The following is a 19637-nucleotide window of genomic DNA, read 5'->3' as shown; positions in this document are numbered from 1 at the left end:
ACGGGCCGGCCGGCGGCCGGCGACGTCGTTGTCGCCGACCGCCGGCCGGTGCCGGTCGGTGGGGTGGGAGTGGGTCAGGTGGCGTCGCCGGTGCTGCTGGCGGCCACCGTACGGCGCGTGCCGGGGTAGCGGATGCTCTCCACCATCTCGGAGATCTCCGCTGGCGGCGGTGCCGTCATCTTCGACACGACGATCGTGACGATGAAGTTGACGATGGCACCGATGGTGCCGATCGCCTCCGGGCTGATGTCGAAGATGTGCGCGTGTGCCGAGGTACCGAACACCTCCAACGTGTAGATCATGTACGCGGCGGTGAACACCAGACCGGCGACCATGCCGGAGGCGGCGCCGGTGGCGTTGCACCGTTTCCAGAAGATGCCGAGCACGATGACCGGGAAGAAGCTCGCGGCGGCCAGGCCGAACGCGAACGCGACCACCTGGGCGACGAACGCCGGCGGGTTGATGCCGGCGTACACCGCGATCAGCACCGCCAGGCCCATGGCGATCCGGCCGGCGAGCAGCCGCTGAGCGTCGGTGGAGTCCCGCTTGACCCGCCGGAAGTACAGGTCGTGCGAGAACGACGACGAGATGACCAGCAGCAGACCGGCGGCCGTGGACATGGCGGCCGCCATGCCGCCGGCCGCGACCAGACCGACGATCGGTGCCGGCAGACCGGCGATCTCGGGGCTGGCCAGCACCAGGATGTCGTTGTTGACGATCAGGTCGGCCCCGGAGGCGGGGTTGTTGCTGACCGATCCGATGGTCTGCACGCCGTCGCCGAACGTGACGAGCCCGGTCGCCGCCCAGTTGTTGACCCAGGCCGGCAGCGCGTCGACCGCCACACCGTTCACCGACTGCAGCAGGTTCAGCTTGGTGAACGCGCCCACCGCCGGGGCGGTGGTGTAGAGCAGGGCGATGAAGAACAGCGCCCAGAACGCCGAGTAGCGGGCGCCCCGGACCGTCTTGGTGGTGTAGAACCGGACGATCACGTGCGGCAGGCCGGCGGTGCCGATCATCAGCGACATCGTCACCAGGAAGACGTCGATCTGCGGCCGCGCCGAGAACGCCTCGGTGAACTGGGTCAGCCCCATCTGCACGCTGAGGGCGTTGAGTTCGTCGAGGATCTGCCCGAACGACACCTGCGGAATCGGCAGCCCGGTCATCTGCTGCGCCACCGCGAACGCCGGGATCAGGTACGCGATGATGAGCACCGTGTACTGCGACACCTGGGTCCAGGTGATGCCCTTCATGCCGCCGAGCACCGCGTACGCGAAGATCACCAGCGCCGCGACGATGACGCCACCGGTGATGTCCAGGCCGAGGAACCGGCTGAAGACGATGCCGCCACCGCGCATCTGACCGACGACGTAGGTGAAGGAAATGATGAGCGCGGCGACCGCCGCGATCGTCCGTACGGTTTCCGAGTAACGGTCACCGACGAATTCCGGCACGGTGAACTTGCCCCACTTACGCAGGTACGGGGCGATCAGCAGGGCCAGCAGTACGTAACCGCCGGTCCAGCCCATCAGGTAGATCGAGCCGTCGGAGCCGAGGAAGGCGATCAGGCCGGCCATCGAAATGAACGACGCGGCCGACATCCAGTCGGCGGCGACGGCGGCACCGTTGGCGACGGTGGGGATGCCCTGACCGGCGACGTAGAAGCCGGTGGTCTCCTTCACCCGGCTGCGCCAGGCGATGCCCAGGTAGACGGCGAACGTGCCGACGATGAAGACGAGGGTCCAGGTTTGGATGTTGCTCACTTCTGGCTCCCTTCCGCCGCACGCTCACTGACGCCGAACTCGTCGTCGAGGCGGTCCATCATCTTGGCGTAGACCAGGATGAGGATCACGAACGTGTAGATCGAGCCCTGCTGGGCGAACCAGAAGCCCAGCGGGAAGCCGAAAATTTCGATGTTGTTCAGCGGCTGGATCAGCAGAATGCCGAAGACGAACGACACGACGAACCAGATGGCGAGCAGGATCACCATCAGTCGCAGATTCCGGCGCCAGTACTGCTGCCGCCAACCGTTGTCCGGTGGCGTGGTTGGCGGTGGCGAATCCTCGCCACCCGCACTGCTATCGGGGGTTACCTCGGTCACTGTGGGGCCTCCTAGTCGTCATGGGAACGGCAGGTCCGGTGACGGGCCGCGCCGTGACGACTCCGTTCGGTCGCCCCGGCGTGGCGGTGCCGCTGGCCGTACCGCCCGTGCCGCGCGGCGTACTGCCCGGCGGCTTGTGCGGTCGGTCACACCCTTAATCTGGGAAGAGAACGTGACGCGGCGAGCTCAGGCAAGAGTTGATCTGCTTGACGCCGGGTTGGGGCGCTGAACGGTCCGCCGTGGTCCGCGAGCGGTCGGCGACGGTGGGCTGACGGTCGGTTCCCGCCTCTTTTGTGCGTTTTCGTGGCGATCGTCGTGCCGCCCAGCGGACCGGTCTGACCACTCACCGATTGACGACTAGGTCACCGACCGCGCCGGGACCTAGCATCCGGACATGGCTGACACCGCAACCACCGCCGCACCCACCCGTCGGCGTGTCCTGCACGCCGGCAGCCTCGGCATGATCGTCGGCGGGCTGCTGGCGCTGGTCGGCTCGCTGCTGCCCTGGGTCATCACCCCGTTCGGCTCCCTGTCCGGCGCCGCCGGCCCTGGCCTGTGGACCCTGTGTGCCGGCTTCATCGCCATCGCGGGTGCGCTGCTGCCGTACCGCAAGGTCGCCATCGCGCACAGCCTGCTGCCCGGCCTGGCGGTTGCGGTCATCGTCGGCTGGCAGGTGGCGCGGCTGATCTACCTCAGCTCGATCACCGACAGCTGGGGGCAGCTGATGCCCGGCATCGGCATGGTGATGGCCGCCGGCGGCGCGGTCGTGCTGCTGCGTACCGGGATCCGACTGGTCTCGATCCGATAGCCGCGGTCCTCGCTCGACCCGGCGGCGGTCCCGGCCCGGCCCGGTAGCGCACCGGCCCGACCAAACGCACGGTTTTCGTAGGTGATCCGCCGCTGGAAGACTGACGCCCGTGACCTACCCCAACCCGTACCAGTCAGGGCCGCAGCAGCCTCAGCACCCCGTGCCCACCTCGGGCCAGCCGTACCAGCAGGGCGGGTACCACCCCGCCCCCGGTCCCGGGGTGGCGGTGCCGAAGTCCGCCGGCGCGGCCGTCGCCCTGGAACTCGTGCCCGGCCTGTTCGGCATCTTCGGCATCGGCAACATCTACGCCGGCCGGATCCCCACCGGCATCGTGCTGATGGTGTCGTTCTGGGTGCTGTTCTGGATCAACGTACTGCTGACCTTCATCTTCATCGGCTGGCTGACCCTGCCGGCGACCTGGGTGGCGTACCTGATCGCCGGCCCGATCCTGGCGTTGCGCGCCACCGAGAAGCACAACTCCCGGCTGGCCGCCGGGTACCGCTGAAGCGTCGAGCGGACCCGGGGCGGCGCCGTCGGATCGGATGATCCGACGATGACACCCCGGGCCGCCCGCCTCACTGGTTCGGCGCTGTCTCCGTCGCCGGCTGGAGCGGGCAACCCCGCACCGTGTACGCGACCAGGCCGGTCACCGACAGCACGAGGGCGCAGACCGTCGCGGCGGTGCTGTCGCCCGGCTGGATCAGCCAGGCCCCGAGCTGCATCCGCAGCTGCTCACTCGGCCCCATCCAGGGCATGATCGCGACCAGGGTCCAGGTCAACGGCGCGATCCAGGACAGCGCGGCACCGAGCAGCACGGCGCCGAGCGCGGTCAACCCGAGCAGCCCGGCCGTGTTGCGCACCACCACACCCAGCGGCTCGTACCGAACATCGGTCACCGTGGTGACCAGCAGCAGGGCGACGACCGCGACGACGGTCAGCAGCAGGTGAACAGCCCGGCGGGCCGGCCAGCGGGCCGAGGCCGAGTGGTCCAGGGCGTCGTCGGCACCACTGAGCGTGGTGCCCAGGGCGACCGCCGCGATGAGCACGGTGACGCTGATCATCCGGGTGTTGACGGTCTGCCCGTCGGAAAAGAACGGCCAGGTGACCCAGGTCAGGCCGACAGTCCCGAGCGCGATCGCCACGGCCAGCGGCACCCGGCGGGAGCGCAGGTACAGGCCGACGAACCTCATTGATCGCCTGCCAGGAGCAACGCCTCGAACTGGTCGTAGTCGCAGTCGAGCGCCGCCGCGCGGGCCCGTCCGACGAGCTGCCGCTGCTGATCCGCCGGTAGCGCGGTCAGCCCCTGGTAGCCCGCCTCGATCTGCTGGATGTCTTCGACCCGGAACCAGTCCTCCCGTTTCGGCGGTTCGCCGGTCAGCCAGGCGGTCGCCACCGCCTCCGCCTGGTAGGGCACGCTCCTGACGGCCTGGCCGGGCCCGCTGACGGCGTGGCACTCCTGCGCCCACGCCGCGTGCAGCAGATTCGCCTCGAAGTACCCGTCGCTGAGGTCGGCTTTCCCGTCGGCGGTGACGCCGACCGGGTCGAAGACCAGGGTGTCCGGGGGGCGCCGTGCAGGCGGCCGGCCCGGTGTCGCCCAGTCGACCGGTCGCGCACTCTCCTGCGCGCGTACCGGCGGGTCGGGCAGCTTGGCGGCCATCAGCGTGAGCGCCTCGCGGGCCGGACCGACGATGTCGGGTAGCAGCTGCGCGTGCACCTTGCGGACGCACACCTGCGGGCCGTCGTCGTCGCAGACCAGCTCGGCCGCGGCGGGGTCGACGACCGCCGCCCCGAAGTAGCCGCCGGTGGGCAGCAGCGGCACCGCCACGGCGGCACCGAGGACAGCGGGCAGCACCGCGAGGGCGAGCAGGCTGCGGCGCGCCGTGCCGATCAGCAGCAGTGCGGTGCCGGCCAACGCGGCCAACCACACCGCCTGAAGGGCGCTGACCGAGGTCGGAAGCGTCTGCAGGTCGTCGAAGCCACCCGGGAAGGCCGGCGTCAGCAGCAACGCCGACGGATCTGGCTGCGTTTTCACCCAGTTGGCGTCGTAGCCCGCCATGGAGATGTAGTCCGGCAGCAGCGCCACGACGGCGAACCCGACGACGGCGAGCACCGGCGCGGTGACGATCCGGGGCACGGCGCGGCCGGCGGCCATGCCGAGCCAACTGGCGGCGACCATGCCCAGCGCGCCCACTGTGGTGATGCCGAACACGGTGGAGGAGAAGTAGGCGGCGGTCGGCGCCACCCAGATCGCCCCGACGGCGGTCGCCAGCAGGTACACCACAACCATGATCGCGGCGTACCCGACGGCGAGCGGCAGCGTCCGTTGCCAGCGCGGGCGCACCGTGGTGGCGAACAGCTCACCGACCCGACTGCGTCGGTCGCGACGGCCCAGCCAGGCGCCACCGGCCAACGCCAGCGGGATCAGCAGCAGCAGCGATCCCCGGCCGTACAGGGCCAGCTGGGTCCAGCGTCCGGCGAAGAACTCGATCGACAGCAGGGTGAACGCCGCGCCGATCACCAGCAGCAGCAGCGCGATCCCGGGTACGGCCGTCCGGCGTACCTCCGTTTTCATGATCCGCCCGGTCATGCCGGCACCTTCCCCCGGTACGCGCGCAGCAGCGCCGAATATCCGCGCTCGGTGGCGCTGTCCCCGGCGTCACCGGCTCCGCCCTGCTCAGCCAGCTGCGCCGGGGTGCCCTGCCAGACCAGCCGGCCCTCGTTGATCAGCACCACGTCGGTGCAACCCGCCGCCACGTCCTCAACCAGGTGGGTGGAGACCAGTACGCAGCTGTCCACGCCGATCTCACGTAGCAGCTCCCGGAAGTCCAGGCGCTGTTCCGGGTCGAGCCCGACAGTCGGCTCGTCGAGCAGCAGCACCTCCGGGTCGTTGACGATCGCCTGGGCGATGCCGGCGCGGCGCAGCATGCCGCCGGAGAGCGACTTCAGCTTCGAGTCGGCCCGGCTGGTCAGGCCGACCCGGTCGACCGCCCGCTGCACCGCGCTCGGGATCTCGGCCTTCGGCATCTCCTTGAGCCAGGCCATGTACTCGACGAACTCGCGGACGGTGAACCGGGGGTAGAAGCCGAAATGCTGCGGCAGGTAGCCGAGCCGCCGGCGTACCCGGCGCAGGTCGGCACGGCTGGTGATGGTCTCGCCGAGCAGGTCGAGCCGCCCGCCGTTGGGCTTGACGACAGTGGCGAGCGCCCGCATCAGGGTGGTCTTGCCGGCGCCGTTGGGGCCGAGCAGCCCGTGCACACCGGTGCCCAGCGCCAGGTCGAGCCCGTTGACGGCGACGTGCCGCCCGGCGCGGACCACCAGCTGTTCGGCGTGCACCGACCAGGCGTACGTGGTCGGTGCGGTCTCCGCCGCGCTGACCGCACGCATCATGATCTCTCCATTCGTCGTGGTGCTGGCGGGGATCGGCAGTGGTGGAAAGGTGTCGGCGAGAGGGCGCCGACGACCCGGGAGTCAGAGTCGACCGACGTGCAGTCGGCTGTGGTCGGTGCCGCGCAGCAGCACGACCGCGCCGAGCACCAGGGTGGCCGCCACCCAGCCGGGCCAGCTGCCGGCCTCGAGGATCACCGGCAGGCGCTGGCCGACGACGCTGGGCGCGACGACGGCGGCGGACCAGACGGCGGACAACCCGAGCGCGGCCCGGTCGACGCCGACCAGACCGCCCAGGGCCAGGGCACCGGCGGTGAAGGCCAGGCACGGCAGCAGCCACAGCACGGGGGAGTGGCCGGTCGACCAGCTCGCCGCCGCCAGCACCGGGACCACCGTGAGCACCGCTGCCAGGGTCCGGCGCAGCAGCAGCGCGAGCCCGGTACGGGGCATCGAGGAGACCAGTTCCCAGGCCGGGTCGGTGCGGCGGCTCCAGGCGGCGGCCACCGGCAGCAGCGGTGCGACCGGCGCGATCAGCAGCACCAACGACGGCAGGCTGGCGAAGGTCGATTCGAACAGCACGGCCACCAGCATCAACGCGGCGACGGTGGCCAGCCAGGGCAGCATCCGGGCGGCCGCGCCGGTGCGCCGCAGCAGACGGGGGCGGGCCGGTCGGGGCCCGGCGTCGATGCCGGCGGTGATTCCGGCCGCGACCCGGTCGAGCAGTTGCCGGTCGGTCGGCGCGACGGCGTCGGCCAGCTGCGCTCGGCATGGTGCACAGGTCTCCAGGTGGGCTTCGACCGCCCAGACGGTGGCGTCGTCGATGCCGTCGTCACCGGTGGCGTAGCGGGAGATGAGAGTGGGGGTGGGGTGGGTGGTCATGACAACGCCTCCCGTAGCGCGATCCGGGCGCGCCGTGCGTACGTCTTCACGGTCCCTTCCGGCATGCCGAGCAGTACCGATGTCTCCCGCGTGGTCAGACCGTCGAGCACCATCGCACGCAGCACCTGACGCAGGTTGGGCGGCAGCGCCAGCAGTGCGTGCTCCAGGTCGGCGTCCATCCGGCCGGCGAGTGCCTCCTCCTCGGCGGCGGGCGCGATGGTGGCGAAGGTCTGCACCGCAGGCACCCGATCCCGTCGGGCGCGGGCCCGGAACGCGTCGACCAGCCGCCGGGCCGCGATGGTCCAGAGCCAGCCGACGGCGCTGCCCTTCGCCGCGTCCTGGGCCTGGCTGCCGGCCGACCGCCACACCGCGAGGTAGGTGTCCTGCAGCACCTCGGCGACCATGTCGTCGTCGGCGCACCGTCGCCGCAGGCGGGCGGTCAGCCACGGCGACGTTCGGCGGTACAGCTCGTCGAAGGCGCGCCGATCGCCGCGGGCGACGCGGCGTAGCAGTGCACCCTCGTCGAGTGCGTCCAGGCTCCGTCTCACAACAGGCAAGACGATCCAGGTCCCCGGGACGGTTTTCCACATCGAGTGACCTGGGTCACGTTCGATGTGATGGCGGCGCCGGGCGGCCGGCAGACCAGGGAACACCACCGGCAGACCTGAGGCGAGGGCACCTGCATTGTCGTCAACTGGCAGGTGTGCCGACAATGCAGGTGCCCTCGCCCCGCCGTAGGAGGCGACGACTGGAGGAGAACGGGATGTCACCGGTGGCCGACCGCGTCGAGATCGCCGAACTGGTCGCCCGGCTCGCCCGGGCCCAGGACCAGCGGCGCTTCGACGACCTGCGCGACGTTTACACCTCGGACGCGGCGACCAGCAGTCCGCGCGGTGAGTTGCGGGGGATCGACCAGATCATCGAGGGCTTCCGGCGGACCAGCCCGGCAGACGAGGGCATCCAGCACTTCAACACCGACGTGGTCGTCGATCTCGACGCTGACGGCGACCGGGCCGAGGTCGACACCCACCAGCTCGTCTACTTCTTCCGGCCCGGCGAGGCCCCGTACCGGACGGCCGGGGCACAGGCCCACTACGTCGCCGTCCGGACACCCGGCGGCTGGCGGTTCACCAGCGCCCGGATCGTGCCGGTCTGGCAGCACGTCGCCGGATGAACCCGGTCACCCGGTATCGGGCTCTCGCGGTGCACCAGGCCCGGTGCGTAGAGTCTCAGGTCGCATCGGCGACGCGGTGACGTGACAGGGACGGAACGGGTACGGGCATGACGGTGGACGACGTACGACCGGATCTTGATCCGACCCCGACCGGGGTCGACCCGGCGCAGCTGGCGGTCTGCCTCGACGTCATCGAGGCGCTGTCGGCGCTGCCGTCTGACCACCCCGACGTGGTACGGGTGCAGCGGGCCACCGCCAAGCTGTACAAATCGGTCAAGCTGCGGCGGCGGGCCGAGAAACGGGAGGAAGTCCTCGCCGCCGACCGGGCCGTCACCGCGGCCACCGCGACCGGGGCACCCGGGCGCATCGACGACGAGACCAAGGGCATTCCGCTGGTGTCGTCGACCATCGGCGCCACCGCCGGCATCCTGCGCCAACCCCGCGCCTGCTACATCTGCAAGGAGCGTTACCGCGAGGTCGACGCCTTCTACCACCAGCTCTGCCCGCCCTGCGCCAAGCTCAACCACGAACGCCGCGACGCCCGCACCGACCTGACCGGTCGGCGGGCGCTGCTCACCGGCGGTCGGGCCAAGATCGGCATGTACATCGCGCTGCGGCTGCTCCGCGACGGCGCACACACCACGATCACCACCCGCTTCCCACAGGACGCCGCCCGCCGGTTCGCCGCCATGGACGACAGCGACCAGTGGCTGCACCGGCTGCGCATCCTGGGCGTCGACCTGCGCGACCCGGCCCAGGTGATCGCGGTCGCCGACGCGGTCGCCGCCCAGGGCCCGCTGGACATCCTGATCAACAACGCGGCGCAGACCGTCCGACGCAGCCCCGGCGCGTACGCCCACCTGGTCGCCGCCGAGTCGGCACCGTTGCCCGACGGTCCGCTGCCGGAGATCGTCAGCTTCTCCTCGCCCGGCGGGCGCGGCAACGCCGCGACGGCGATCGCCGCCGGGCAGCCGCAGACGTCGGCGATCACCCCGCAGGCGCTCACCGCGCTGGCGTTGACCAGCGGCTCGGCCACCCCGGACCGGATCGCCCTGGCCACCGCGATCGACGCCGGTGGGCTGGTGCCGGACCTCGACCCGGTGAACAGTTGGGTGCAGCGGGTGGACGAGGTCGACGCGGTGGAGCTGCTCGAAGTGCAGCTGTGCAACTCCGTCGCACCGTTCATCCTGATCAGCCGGCTGCGGCCGACGATGGCCGCCGCACCGGCCCGGCGCAAGTACGTGGTGAACGTCTCCGCGATGGAGGGAGTGTTCAGCCGGGGATACAAAGGTCCCGGCCACCCGCACACCAACATGGCCAAGGCCGCGCTGAACATGCTGACCCGCACCAGCGCGCGGGAGATGCTGACCGACGGCATCCTGATGACCGCCGTCGACACCGGCTGGATCACCGACGAACGGCCGCATCCGACGAAGATGCGCCTGGCCGACGAAGGCTTCCACGCACCGCTGGATCTGGTCGACGGCGCCGCCCGGGTGTACGACCCGATCGTACGGGGTGAGCAGGGCGAGGACCTGTTCGGCTGCTTCCTGAAGGACTACGCCCCCGCCGCCTGGTAGGCCGCAGCCCGGGGCTCCCGGCCATCGGGCGGCGACGCCTTCGCCGGCGTCGACGTGCCGGCGGGCGGCAGCCCGTCCCGGGCACCCACCGCCGCCAGCAGCCACGACACGGCACTGAGACAGGCCAGCATCGCGACGGGCAGGGTGACGCGGTCCGCCGACGCGCCCAGCCACCAGTCGATGTCCGACGGCCCGGTCACATAGGTGAACACCAGCGTCGCCGTGTACCCGCAGCTGAGCAGCCAGATCCAGCCGTCCGAGCCCACACCGAGCGTCGCGCGTCGCGTACGGACCAGCAGGAAGCCGACCAACGCGCAGCCGAGCGCCGTCACCACCAACGGGCCGACCGTCTCCCACAACGCGTCGAGGGTCGGTGGCAGACGGGTGGCCAGCCGGCCGGTGTCGCCGAACACGCCGCCCAACGGCTCAGCCTGCTCGATGTCCGACGTCGCGCCGACCGCCCGGGCCAGGCCGGCCCAGGCCAGACCGGATCCCGCCGGCAGCCAGACCAGCCAGGCCCGACCGAGGTCGCGCCGGGACCGGACCGTCACCAGCGCGGCGAGGATGCCACCGGCGACCAGTCCCTCGTTCTTGCTGAGGACCGCGGCGGTCAGCAGCACCAGCCCGAGAGCGGGACGGGCGAACGGGTCGCGGTGCAGCAGCAGCGCCGCGGCGGCACCCACCAGACACGCCGACCAGAGGGCATCGGCGTAGCCGGCGGCCACGTACTCCGCGCCGGTCGCCCAGGTCGACAGGCCGACGACGATGCCGGCGGACCAGGCGAGCCATGGCCGGCTGCGGGTGAACACGGCCGCGACCGCCACGACCGCCGTGGCGACCGCCGAGAAGGTGGTCAGGGTCGACACCACCTGCGCGGTCCGGTAGCTCTGACCGAACAGGGCCCACGCCGCCGCGACCGGGGCCGAGGCCAGCGGAGGGTAGTCGGTGTGCGAGAAGACGAACCCGGGGCTGGCCATCGCCGCGCGGGCGATCTCGCCGTCGTAGGTGAAGTACCCGGCGTGCAACCACCAGATCGAGTGCGCGTCCCAACTCGTCGGCGGGTGGAGAACAAGAAGCAGGGGTACGGCGAGGACGCCGGACGTGACGGCGACGGCCAACCACGGTACGGCGGGCTGAGCCGGACGTGGCCGGCGGAGCAACCAGAGGCTGATCGCCCAGGCGACGATGAAGGCCGCCGCCAGCCAGATGCGCAGGTCGGCGCCGAAGGCCAGCATCGCGACGACCGCGACCGTGCTGACGAGCGCCGTGGCGATCGGAGCGAGCAGCAGTGCGACGGGCAGTGACCGGGCGACGGCGAACGCCGGTGCCAGCCCGGACGCCACGACGAGCGTGACCGTCAGCAGGTGTCCGGCGGACATCAGCTGACCACCGTCAGCTCGACGGCGTACCGTGGGCCCACCGAGCTTTCCCACTGGACAAGGCTCGCCTGGTAGTCGGCTTCCCGTCGGTCGACGACCACGGTGCCGCCAGCCAGCGCGGTGAACTCGCTGAAGCGCTGCAACCACAGGTGCTGCAGCGGCGGATCGATGATCACCCGGCTACCCGCCGGCAAGGTCGCGGTGAACTCGTTGCGGATCGCCTCGAAGTCCTGGTGCAGGCGTCGTTGCGCGGCCAGCTGGCCCGGAGTACGGACGTAGCCGAATCCGGTGATCCCGGCCTCGATCGCGCCCCGGTTGGCCAGCGCGACGCACAGGAGCGCGAGCGCGACCACGAGCATCTGGGCCGCCCGCCGGACGGGGCGCGACTGTCGGAGTTTCACTGGCGATCCCGTTCGGCACGTTGGGTCGAGCGCCAAGAACATACAACGCCCAGCCGGGTCGCCGTGCACCTGACGGAGCGCAGTCCTGTCGCCGGCCGGGCGTTGGTCGACCACGGACAGGTGGGTGATCCCCGAGAGATTCCTGGTGGTCGATCGCCTTGGTGGTAATACTCCGTTAACAAGGGGCGGCGTCCCGGATGAAACACCGGGTCCTGGGGTCGGAGGCTGCCCGTCGGTAGAGGACCGAAGGAGGCTCGTCGTGAGATCGATGTCCCGTACCGTCCGACTGATGCTCGCCGTGGCGACCGGGCTGGCGCTGATGGCGACCGCCAGCCCGGCGGCCGCAGCACCCGCCGACACCACCGCACCGGGGTCCGCCACGGCTGCGGCCGAGGCGACCTGGGATCTGTCGGACTACCAGCAGAAGGCATGCTTCCCGGCGAACGCTCCGTTCTGGACGTACTTCGTCGGCTTCATCGCTGGCAGCTGGTCCACGCCGCTGCAGGTCGACGTGCAGGGGCTGCCCGAGGGCACCGTCACCAGCCTGCCGCACCCGCCGATCGCGCCGAGAGACAACGGTGACCGGTACATCGGTACCGCCTGGGTCAGCGTGAACGTGCCGGCACTGGACTACGGCGACTACCCGGCCGTGATGACGGTGACCGACGGGTCGAGTACCCAGACCATGCCGATCCTGATCCGGGCGCAGGAGCGCTGGGGCTGCTGAGCCGACATCCGCTGCCCGCCACGGCTGGTGACTCACCGGGCGGGCAGCGACTCGGCGATCGCGGTCGCGAACCGGCTCGCGTCCAGCCGGTCCGAGTCGAACACCCGGTCTGCGGGGATCGTCGGCAGGTGCTCACGGAACCGGTGGTGCGCCCGGTGGTGAAACCCCGGATCGCGCGACAGCCCGCGCGCCGTGTGCCTCGTGCGCGGCGAACCACAATCCGCCCGCGCCCGCGCCGGGCCGGCGGACCATGGCGGCGACCTCGTCGACGTCGACGACCACGACGGTACGCCCGGCGTCGGTCAGCAGGTCGGCGAGCAGCTCCGCTACGGTGTTCTTGCCGGCCGCGATCGGGCCGGTGAGGATCACCAGATGTGCCATGACCGGACCATCGTCAGCGGTCCGAACCTGATCGGGCAACGGGGTTCCCACCACGGCGGTGCGCACCCGGGGCGATCCCGAAGTGGCGTTTGAACGCGCTGGCGAAGGCGAACTCCGACCGGTACCCGACCTCGGCGGCGATGACCCGCAGCGGCGCGTCGGACTGCAGCAGCAGCCGCCCGGCTGTCGTCATCCGCCACCAGGTCAGGTAGGCCAGCGGCGGTCGACCCAACAGTAGAGCGAAGCGGCGGGCGAATTCTGTCCGGGACAGCCCGGCCTCGGCGGCCAACGCGGCGACCGTCCACGATCGGGCAAGGTCGCGGTGCATCGCACGCAACGCACCGGCGATCGGCGGGTCGCGCAGCGCCGCCGCCCAGCCGTTGGCCACGCCGCCGGCTGACTGCTGATCGAGCCAGGTCCGCAACATGTGTAGCAGCAGGATGTCCAGTAGGGCGGGGACGATGGCCGCCGTACCGGGCCGGGGGCGGTCCAACTCGGTAGCGAGCAGCTCCGCCGCCGACCACAGTTGCGGGTGCCGGTCGAGGTGCCCGGGGAGGTGAATGAGCTCCGGCAGGTCGTCCAGCAACGCAAGTGCATGGCCGGCGTCGAGCTGGTACGCCCCGCAGACGCTGGCCGTGGTCGAATCCTCCCCCGGACCGCTGGCCAGTGTGTGCCCACCCCCACGGGGCCGGAGCACGATGTCGCCGGCGGCCAACGCGATCGGCGCGGCACCGTCCAGAGTCAGCCGGCACGGACCCCGCAGAATGAGGTGAAAGCCGATCGAGCCCGGCACCGGCGCGAACCGCTGCGCCCACGGCGACCGCCACTGATGCCGCGCCGAACGCGGCTGCCCGGTCCGGACCACCGCCATCACATCGCTGAGCACGTCCACCCGGCGACGGTATCCGGGCCGGGACGATCGCGGATGAACCGCGGCGTCGTACACATGGTCCGGTCCGTCGCGCGCCAATAGGTTCGAGGTGTGCGAGCGATGCGAATTCACCGGTACGGCGACCCTTCGGTGATCTGCGACGACGACATCCCCAGGCCGGTGCCCGGTGCCGGTGAGGTGCTGATCCGGGTCGCCGCGACTTCGTTCAACCCGTCCGACATCGGATTGCGCCGTGGACTGCTGCGGTCGATCTTCCCGCTCGACCTGCCGTACACCCTGGGCGGTGAGGTCTCCGGCACGGTGACCGAGGTCGGCGCGGATGTCCGCGACGTCGCTGTCGGCGACCAGGTCGTGGGCCGTCTCGACGGGGGCGGCGCGGCGGCAGACCACGGCGTCGCGCCGGTCGGCACACTGGTCGCCGCGCCGGCCAGCATTCCGCTGGCCCACGCCGCCGCGCTGCCGATCGCCGGGTTGACCGCCTGGCAGGCGGTGTTCGAGCACGCCGACGTCGCCGCCGGGCAACGGGTGCTGGTCGTCGGCGCGGGCGGTGGCGTCGGTGGGTTCGCCGTCCAACTGGCCAGGCACGCCGGTGCGTACGTGATCGCCACCGCGAGCCCACGCAGCGCCGGGGCGGTACGCCGGCTCGGTGCCGATCAGGTCGTCGACTACCTGACCACGTCGCTCGCCGACGCGGTGGACGAGCCGGTCGACGTGATCCTCAACCTGGTCGTGGCCGATGCGGCACAAAACGCGGCGTTGCTGCCCCTGGCCCGGCCCGGCGGCGTCGTCGTCTCAGTGACCGTCCCCGTCACCGCACCGGCCGGTGCGGCGGTGACCGCGAAGCACTTCGTGGCCCGTAACGACACCGGTCAGCTCGCCGCCCTGGTCCGGCTGGTCGACACCGGGGCAGTCACAGTGGACATCTCCGCCAGCTACCCGTTGACTGACCTCGCCGAGGTGCACCGGATCGCCGAAGCCGGCGGCAATCGGGGAAAGATCATCTTGACTCCGTGAACTGTGGCGGCGAACCCGGTCGAGCTATTCGAGGAGGGCGAGCATCGTCCTACTTCGAGGACCCGCTGCGCTGGTGCCCCCGGTGCGGCGAGCTCACCACCGCGACCATCCCCCGACCACCGCACTGAGCCGACGGATACCTGCTGTGGCGGCAAAGACGACAACCCCGCCACCGCAGCGCCGTTGGCCTCTCCGGTCACGGCCCGACGCTGTACCAGGGTGGGCTGTCCGGCACCCGCCAGTTCGAACTGCTCTCGGCGGGGCCGCTGCGCAACGGCGCGGTGGTCCTGCACTACCGCCGCGCGTGCTGAATCACCGGGCCGCGACCATCAACCGGTCGAAGGCGTCGTTGACCGCGACCGCGTCCGCGCCGAGTGCGGACAGCATCCCCACCAGGTCGACGCCGGGCACCACCGCCACCCGCTGCGCCAGCTCCGCCAGGGACCGGGGCAGCGTCGACCGAAGGCCGGTACGGCGTGGCTCCGCCGCCAGCCCGGCCAAGGTCCGCTCGACCATCGGCGCGTTGCCGACGAGCCGGTAGAGCAGCGCCGAGGCCAGCCGGTGGGCGACGCGCTCGGCCGGTGCACCGCCCGCCTGGGCCAGATGGTTGGCGTAGTTGGCGTGCACCTGGCTGACGGTGCCCAGGTCACCGACGGCGTACGCGGTCGCCAGCGCCTCGCGGTCGAACTCCAGCGCCAGGAACGGCTCCCCTCGACGGCTCGCCAGGATCGCGCGGGCGCTGAGCACCGCCGCCACCATCGTGGTGTCGTCGGCGGCCCGGAAGGCGCGTTCGCTGTCGGCGAGCACCCGTTCGCAGTCCTGCCACAGGCCCAGCTCCAGCAGCGCCGCGTAGCCGCTGAACCGGTAGTACGCCCGCTCCGCCGGGCTGGCACCGATGGCGGCGAGCTGGTGCAGAATGCGGTCGTTGAGCGACAACGCCAGCTCCCACTCGGCGGTGGCCTTTGCCGCGCCGACCCCGTGGTGCAGCATCGCGACCTGCAACCGCGCCAACTCGTCCCGGTCGGCGGCGGCCCGCGTGTCCAGGTCGGCACCAGCCTCGGCGGCGGCGGTGAGCGCGTCGTCCAGGCCGGCGAGGATGTCGCGGTGACGGCCCAGGTCGTACAGGGCAGCGAGGCGGCGGCGCAGCCAGCGTGCCCGCTGCTCGCCGGTCGCCGTACGCAGCTCCTGGTCGGCCAGGTCGAGTGCCCGCGCCGGCTGGTGCTCGGCGAGCAGCCGGTCGTGGATGCCGGCGGCGATCGCGGTGGCCAGTTCGTCGTGGCCGTCGGCGCGGGCCTGGTCGAGCAGCCCGGTCAACTCGCCGGTGTCGTCGCTGGTGGCCAGCAGATACTGGGCGAACCGCTGCCGGTCGCCGCTGCGCATCGCGATCTCCCGCAGCATCGGCAGCATCGCCGCCACCTGGTCGGTGACCTGGGCGACCTGCAGCGTCGCCTCCATCACCTGCCAGGCCGTGTCGAGATCGCCGAGTTCGGCGGTGTAGACGGCGGCGCCGACCCCGGCCCGTACGGTGGTCGGCGTCGGCGTGGCCCGTTCGGCCTCGAACCGCTGGAACCAGGCCACCGCGAGCAGTTCGTTGACCGTACGGGTCCGGTCGGCGTCGGCGGCGTCGCGCACCATCACCCGTACGGCATCGTCGGGGAAGCCGTAGCGGGTCACCGGCCCGGCGTCCGGGGTGATTGTGCGTTGTGTCGTCACCAGCCCGGCGCGGGTCAGCGCGGCGAGGGCGGCGGCGAAGTCGGGCACCGCCGCACCCGACGAGGGGTGCACCGCCTGCCACAGCACCGGCCAGACCGCCTCGACAACGAACGACCAGCGGTCGTCGGCGGCGACCAGGCTGATCAGGTCGAGCAGCAGCCGGGGCGCCGGTGCCAGCGCGTCGAGCCGGGCCAGCACCTGACCCCGGTCCTGGTCGATCTTTGCCAACGCCTGCTCGGCGGAGGCGGCCGCGCCGGGCAGGCCGGCCTGGCGGAAATCGGCCAGGGCCTGCCGGATCAGCTCCGCGCCGCGGGTGGGGTCACCGGTCACCACCGCGACCAGGCCGAGCCGGAGCTGGATCTGCCCGCGTAGTGACACGTCGCCGACCTGTTCGACGGTGGCGAGGCTGATCGCCAGCAGCCGGCCGGCGTCGAGCAGGTCACCGACGCCGACGGCGACCTCACCGAGCAGGTAGTTGACCATCGCCCGGCCGTACGCCGAGTCGATCTCGTCGTAGATCTCCGCCGCCCGCCGCAGCCGCTGCTGGGCGAGACCGTAGTCCTTGCGGTGCAGGGCGCTGCCGCCCAACCCGCGTTGCGTGTTGGCCACTCCGAGTCGGTCACCGTGAGCGGTGAAGACCTGCTCGGCGTGGGTGAAGTACTGCTCGGCCTGCGCCAGGTCGCCGGCGTCGACGGCCAGCTCACCGAGCCGGTAGCGGCAGTTCGCCGCGCCCATCTCGTCGTCGACGGCCAGGTAGAGGCGTTCGGCGGTGAGGTAGTGGGTGCGGGCGTTCGTCGGATCCTCGCTCATGCGGTCCAGCAGACCGAGCGAGAGATGCACGTCGGCCTGACCCCGTCGCCGACCGGCGGCGACGTACAGCGTCAGCGCGGTGTCCAGGCTGCGCCGGGCCGCGACCGGGTCGCCGTCGCGCAGTTCGAGGTTGCCCAGGGACAGCAGCGAGTTGGCCTTCCCCTCCGGGGATCCGGACTGTTCGAACGCGGCGATCGCGGCGGCGAAGTGCTGCCGGGCGGTGGCCAGGTCACCGGAGCGCATGGACAGGTCGCCGAGCAGGTCGTGTGCCTGACCCTGGTCACCGTCGCGGCCGAGGTCGGTGGCGATCGACAGGGCGATCCGGGCCTCGTCGATGCCGTCGGCCACCTGGCTGCCCCACAACGCCAGCCGAGCCCGCTCCTGGGCGATGGTGGAGAGCGCCGCGCGGTAACCGGACCGCCCGGCCAGGTGCTGCGCCTGCGCCAGGTGCCGCTGCGCGTCGTCGTGCCGGTTGGTCAGCCGGGACACGACGGCGGCGCCCACCTCGGCGTCGACAGCCAGTCGCGGATCCGCGACGAGCAGGCCGGCCCGCTGCTCCGGGGCGAGGACCAGGTCGATCAGGGTCCGGGCGGTGGCGGTCTGCAGGGTCGCGATCGCCTGGTCGAAGCGCTGCCGCCAGAACGTGCCGGCCAGGCCGCTGCCGAGGGCCAGCGCGTGGTACAGCTCCTCGGTGGCCTCGCCCAGCCCGGCGAAGTAGGCGCGGGCCCGCAGGTGCAGCTCACGCAGCCGGCCGGGGTCGTTGCGCCGCAGGCTGTCCAGCAGCGCGATGCGGACCAGCGGATGCAGAGTGGCCACGGTGGAGCCGTCGGTGTCGGTGCCGAGCCGGACGAAGGTGTAGCGGCCGAGCTGGTGGAACCAGGTGTCGTCGGCCGGTGCCGGATCGAGCAGGGCGGCGACGGCCGCCCGGCTCAGCACCCGGGGTACGGCGGCGGCGGTCACCACCGCGTGCCAGGGTGCCGCCAGCCGGTCCAGGAACACCTCCGGCAGCCACCGTTCGACCGGCTGGCCGGCGGCACGGCGGGCGATCTCGTCGGCGGTCAACCCGGGCCCGGACCCCCGAGCGGTGTCGATCGCCGCTGCGGCCAGGTCGGTCCAGCCGGGCAACCCCGCACAGGTACGGTGCACCGCCTCGACCAGCGTCGGATCGGTGATGCCCCGGGTGGCGAGGAACTGGGCGGTGTGTACGGGCTCCCATTCGGTCAGCGCGATGTGGACCATCGGTGGGCCGGCGGCCGGTGGTTCCCGGCCGGCGAGCACGATCCGCAGATCCGGTGCGGCGTCGAGCAGTCGGGGGAGCAGCTCACCGAGGAACCAGGAGGTCTGCCGGGCACCCCGGGCCTCGTCGTCGGGGCCGGCGACCTCGTCGAGGTACGGCAGCCGTTCCACGGTGTCGACGAACAGCACCCGGCCGGTCAGGTCGGCGCCGCGCAGCTCGTCGGCGAGGGCCTCGGCGATGAGGGTGCGCTGGTGGGCCCGTACGCCGGCGGCGCGCAGCGCGGCCGGGTCGGTGACCACCGTGATCGACACGTCCTGCACGACCGCCCCGTCGGTGGCGCTGACCGTGACGGTCGGCACCTCGGCGTACGCGGCCGCGAGAGCCGCCTCGGCGGCGCGGCGGGCCTGCTGGTAGCGGCGTAGCCGGGCGCCGGTCCAGCCGGCGCAGATCCGGGCGACCGCGTCGGTCGTCGCGAATGCGACGTCGGCGTGGCCGCCCGGGGCGGTCTCCACCAGGCGGTCGAGGTCCACCGTCCCGGCCCGGCCGGACGCCAGCCGCCGGCCCAGCTCGGCCAGCAGCCGCGACTTGCCCTGCCCGGACATTCCGGAGTAGACCAGCACCCGTTCGGGCGCACCGGCGGTGAACTGGTCGAACGCGGCGAGCGCCGATTCGCGGTCGACGAACGGGTCGGTCTGGCCGGTCGTTGCGTTCGGGCCGGTCACTTGGGGGCGACCGGATCGTCGGTCCCGTCGGCCGCTGGCCCGCCCGGCGTCGGACCACCTGCGGCCGACCCGCTGGCGGGGTGCCGGCGGACCACGATCGAGCTGCCGGAGATCACGCCACCACCGCGTGCCTCCTGGCGGGTGGCCGCGCCGGTGTCCGGGTCGACGTCGATGTGGGAGCCGTCGATCCGGCCGCCGTCGGCGCGCTGGACGTGACGCGCCTGCGGACCGCTGGGCGGTGGCGGTGACGGGTCGGCCCGCTCCTGGCCGGTGAGCAGCGCGGCGAGCACTGCGGCGGCGAGCCCGGCCGCGCCGAGCCCGATCAGCACCAGCAGTCCGGGCCGGTCGGTGGCGAGGTTGCCGAGCACCCCGGAGAGCACGCCGACGATCGCGGAGACAGCAGCGGTGAGCTGTGCCCGTCGTCGCGACATGAGGGCC

At 72.0% G+C, this 19637-nt stretch carries 19 protein-coding genes and 1 pseudogene; 7 read left to right on the top strand and 13 right to left on the bottom strand.

What is annotated here, in order from left to right:
• Window positions 1-74: 74 nt before the first annotated feature.
• Both O7608_RS26685 and O7608_RS26680 read right to left on the bottom strand, forming a co-directional pair.
• A complete protein-coding gene (locus tag O7608_RS26685) occupies window positions 75-1760 on the bottom strand; it encodes a sodium:solute symporter family protein (protein ID WP_289207190.1) in 1686 nt (561 codons plus the stop codon).
• Complete coding sequence (locus O7608_RS26680; RefSeq protein ID WP_289207189.1) at window positions 1757-2098, bottom strand: DUF4212 domain-containing protein; 342 nt, start codon at window positions 2096-2098, stop codon at window positions 1757-1759. The genes O7608_RS26685 and O7608_RS26680 overlap by 4 nt, the downstream gene beginning before the upstream one ends.
• Window positions 2099-2492: 394 nt before the next feature.
• Here O7608_RS26680 and O7608_RS26675 point away from each other — a divergent pair, with 394 nt between their 5' ends.
• The gene (locus O7608_RS26675) at window positions 2493-2906 is read left to right on the top strand and encodes a hypothetical protein (RefSeq protein WP_289207188.1); all 414 of its coding nucleotides are present in this window, start codon (window positions 2493-2495) and stop codon (window positions 2904-2906) included.
• Between the two features lie 109 nt (window positions 2907-3015).
• Window positions 3016-3411, top strand: a complete 396-nt coding sequence (locus tag O7608_RS26670; RefSeq protein ID WP_282226223.1) for a hypothetical protein — start codon at window positions 3016-3018, stop codon at window positions 3409-3411.
• A 70-nt stretch (window positions 3412-3481) separates the two neighbouring features.
• Here O7608_RS26670 and O7608_RS26665 read toward each other — a convergent pair whose 3' ends face one another.
• From O7608_RS26665 to O7608_RS26645, 5 genes are all read right to left on the bottom strand, one after another.
• Window positions 3482-4096 (bottom strand): hypothetical protein, encoded by a 615-nt coding sequence (locus O7608_RS26665; RefSeq protein ID WP_289207187.1) that lies wholly within the window; start codon window positions 4094-4096, stop codon window positions 3482-3484.
• On the bottom strand, window positions 4093-5493 hold the full coding sequence (locus O7608_RS26660) for a hypothetical protein (RefSeq protein ID WP_289207186.1): 1401 nt from the start codon (window positions 5491-5493) through the stop codon (window positions 4093-4095). The genes O7608_RS26665 and O7608_RS26660 overlap by 4 nt, the downstream gene beginning before the upstream one ends.
• Window positions 5490-6293, bottom strand: coding sequence for an ABC transporter ATP-binding protein (locus O7608_RS26655; RefSeq protein ID WP_502959145.1), 804 nt, complete (start codon window positions 6291-6293; stop codon window positions 5490-5492). The genes O7608_RS26660 and O7608_RS26655 overlap by 4 nt, the downstream gene beginning before the upstream one ends.
• Before the next feature lie 81 nt (window positions 6294-6374).
• Entirely contained in the window at window positions 6375-7169 is a 795-nt protein-coding gene (locus tag O7608_RS26650) for a zf-HC2 domain-containing protein (RefSeq protein ID WP_289207185.1), read from the bottom strand.
• The gene (locus O7608_RS26645) at window positions 7166-7717 is read right to left on the bottom strand and encodes an RNA polymerase sigma factor (RefSeq protein WP_289207184.1); all 552 of its coding nucleotides are present in this window, start codon (window positions 7715-7717) and stop codon (window positions 7166-7168) included. Before O7608_RS26645 ends, O7608_RS26650 begins: the two co-directional genes overlap by 4 nt.
• A gap of 215 nt (window positions 7718-7932) precedes the next feature.
• Here O7608_RS26645 and O7608_RS26640 point away from each other — a divergent pair, with 215 nt between their 5' ends.
• Entirely contained in the window at window positions 7933-8343 is a 411-nt protein-coding gene (locus tag O7608_RS26640) for a nuclear transport factor 2 family protein (RefSeq protein ID WP_289207183.1), read from the top strand.
• 107 nt (window positions 8344-8450) lie between these two features.
• A complete protein-coding gene (locus O7608_RS26635; protein ID WP_289207182.1) occupies window positions 8451-9923 on the top strand; it encodes an SDR family NAD(P)-dependent oxidoreductase in 1473 nt (490 codons plus the stop codon).
• On the opposite strand, the gene O7608_RS26630 is transcribed toward O7608_RS26635, so the two are convergent.
• Window positions 9902-11302, bottom strand: a complete 1401-nt coding sequence (locus tag O7608_RS26630) for a hypothetical protein (RefSeq protein WP_289207181.1) — start codon at window positions 11300-11302, stop codon at window positions 9902-9904. The two genes, O7608_RS26635 and O7608_RS26630, sit on opposite strands and share 22 nt — an antisense overlap.
• On the bottom strand, window positions 11302-11703 hold the full coding sequence (locus O7608_RS26625; RefSeq protein WP_289207180.1) for a hypothetical protein: 402 nt from the start codon (window positions 11701-11703) through the stop codon (window positions 11302-11304). Before O7608_RS26625 ends, O7608_RS26630 begins: the two co-directional genes overlap by 1 nt.
• 268 nt (window positions 11704-11971) lie before the next feature.
• Here O7608_RS26625 and O7608_RS26620 point away from each other — a divergent pair, with 268 nt between their 5' ends.
• Window positions 11972-12430, top strand: a complete 459-nt coding sequence (locus O7608_RS26620) for a DUF5980 family protein (protein ID WP_289211045.1) — start codon at window positions 11972-11974, stop codon at window positions 12428-12430.
• A 132-nt stretch (window positions 12431-12562) separates the two neighbouring features.
• Here O7608_RS26620 and O7608_RS26615 read toward each other — a convergent pair whose 3' ends face one another.
• Window positions 12563-12811, bottom strand: coding sequence for an adenylyl-sulfate kinase (locus O7608_RS26615; RefSeq protein ID WP_289207179.1), 249 nt, complete (start codon window positions 12809-12811; stop codon window positions 12563-12565).
• A gap of 13 nt (window positions 12812-12824) precedes the next feature.
• A complete protein-coding gene (locus O7608_RS26610; protein ID WP_289207178.1) occupies window positions 12825-13703 on the bottom strand; it encodes an AraC family transcriptional regulator in 879 nt (292 codons plus the stop codon).
• Window positions 13704-13802: 99 nt separating this feature from the next.
• Between O7608_RS26610 and O7608_RS26605 the strand changes: the two genes are divergently transcribed.
• Both O7608_RS26605 and O7608_RS26600 read left to right on the top strand, forming a co-directional pair.
• The gene (locus tag O7608_RS26605) at window positions 13803-14717 is read left to right on the top strand and encodes an NADP-dependent oxidoreductase (protein WP_289207177.1); all 915 of its coding nucleotides are present in this window, start codon (window positions 13803-13805) and stop codon (window positions 14715-14717) included.
• 188 nt (window positions 14718-14905) lie between these two features.
• Window positions 14906-15028: pseudogene (locus tag O7608_RS26600) on the top strand (dihydrofolate reductase family protein); the annotation flags it as partial.
• A gap of 1 nt (window position 15029) precedes the next feature.
• Here the strand turns inward: O7608_RS26600 and O7608_RS26595 are convergent.
• Together O7608_RS26595 and O7608_RS26590 are read right to left on the bottom strand one after the other, a co-directional pair.
• Window positions 15030-19199, bottom strand: a complete 4170-nt coding sequence (locus tag O7608_RS26595; protein WP_289207176.1) for a tetratricopeptide repeat protein — start codon at window positions 19197-19199, stop codon at window positions 15030-15032.
• Window positions 19196-19630 (bottom strand): hypothetical protein, encoded by a 435-nt coding sequence (locus tag O7608_RS26590; RefSeq protein WP_289207175.1) that lies wholly within the window; start codon window positions 19628-19630, stop codon window positions 19196-19198. Before O7608_RS26590 ends, O7608_RS26595 begins: the two co-directional genes overlap by 4 nt.
• Window positions 19631-19637: the final 7 nt, after the last annotated feature.

This window comes from Solwaraspora sp. WMMA2056 (genome assembly GCF_030345095.1).
Classification (GTDB): domain Bacteria; phylum Actinomycetota; class Actinomycetes; order Mycobacteriales; family Micromonosporaceae; genus Micromonospora_E.
Note: the sequence above shows the minus strand (reverse complement) of the source record. Positions and strands in the feature narration are given on the sequence as shown.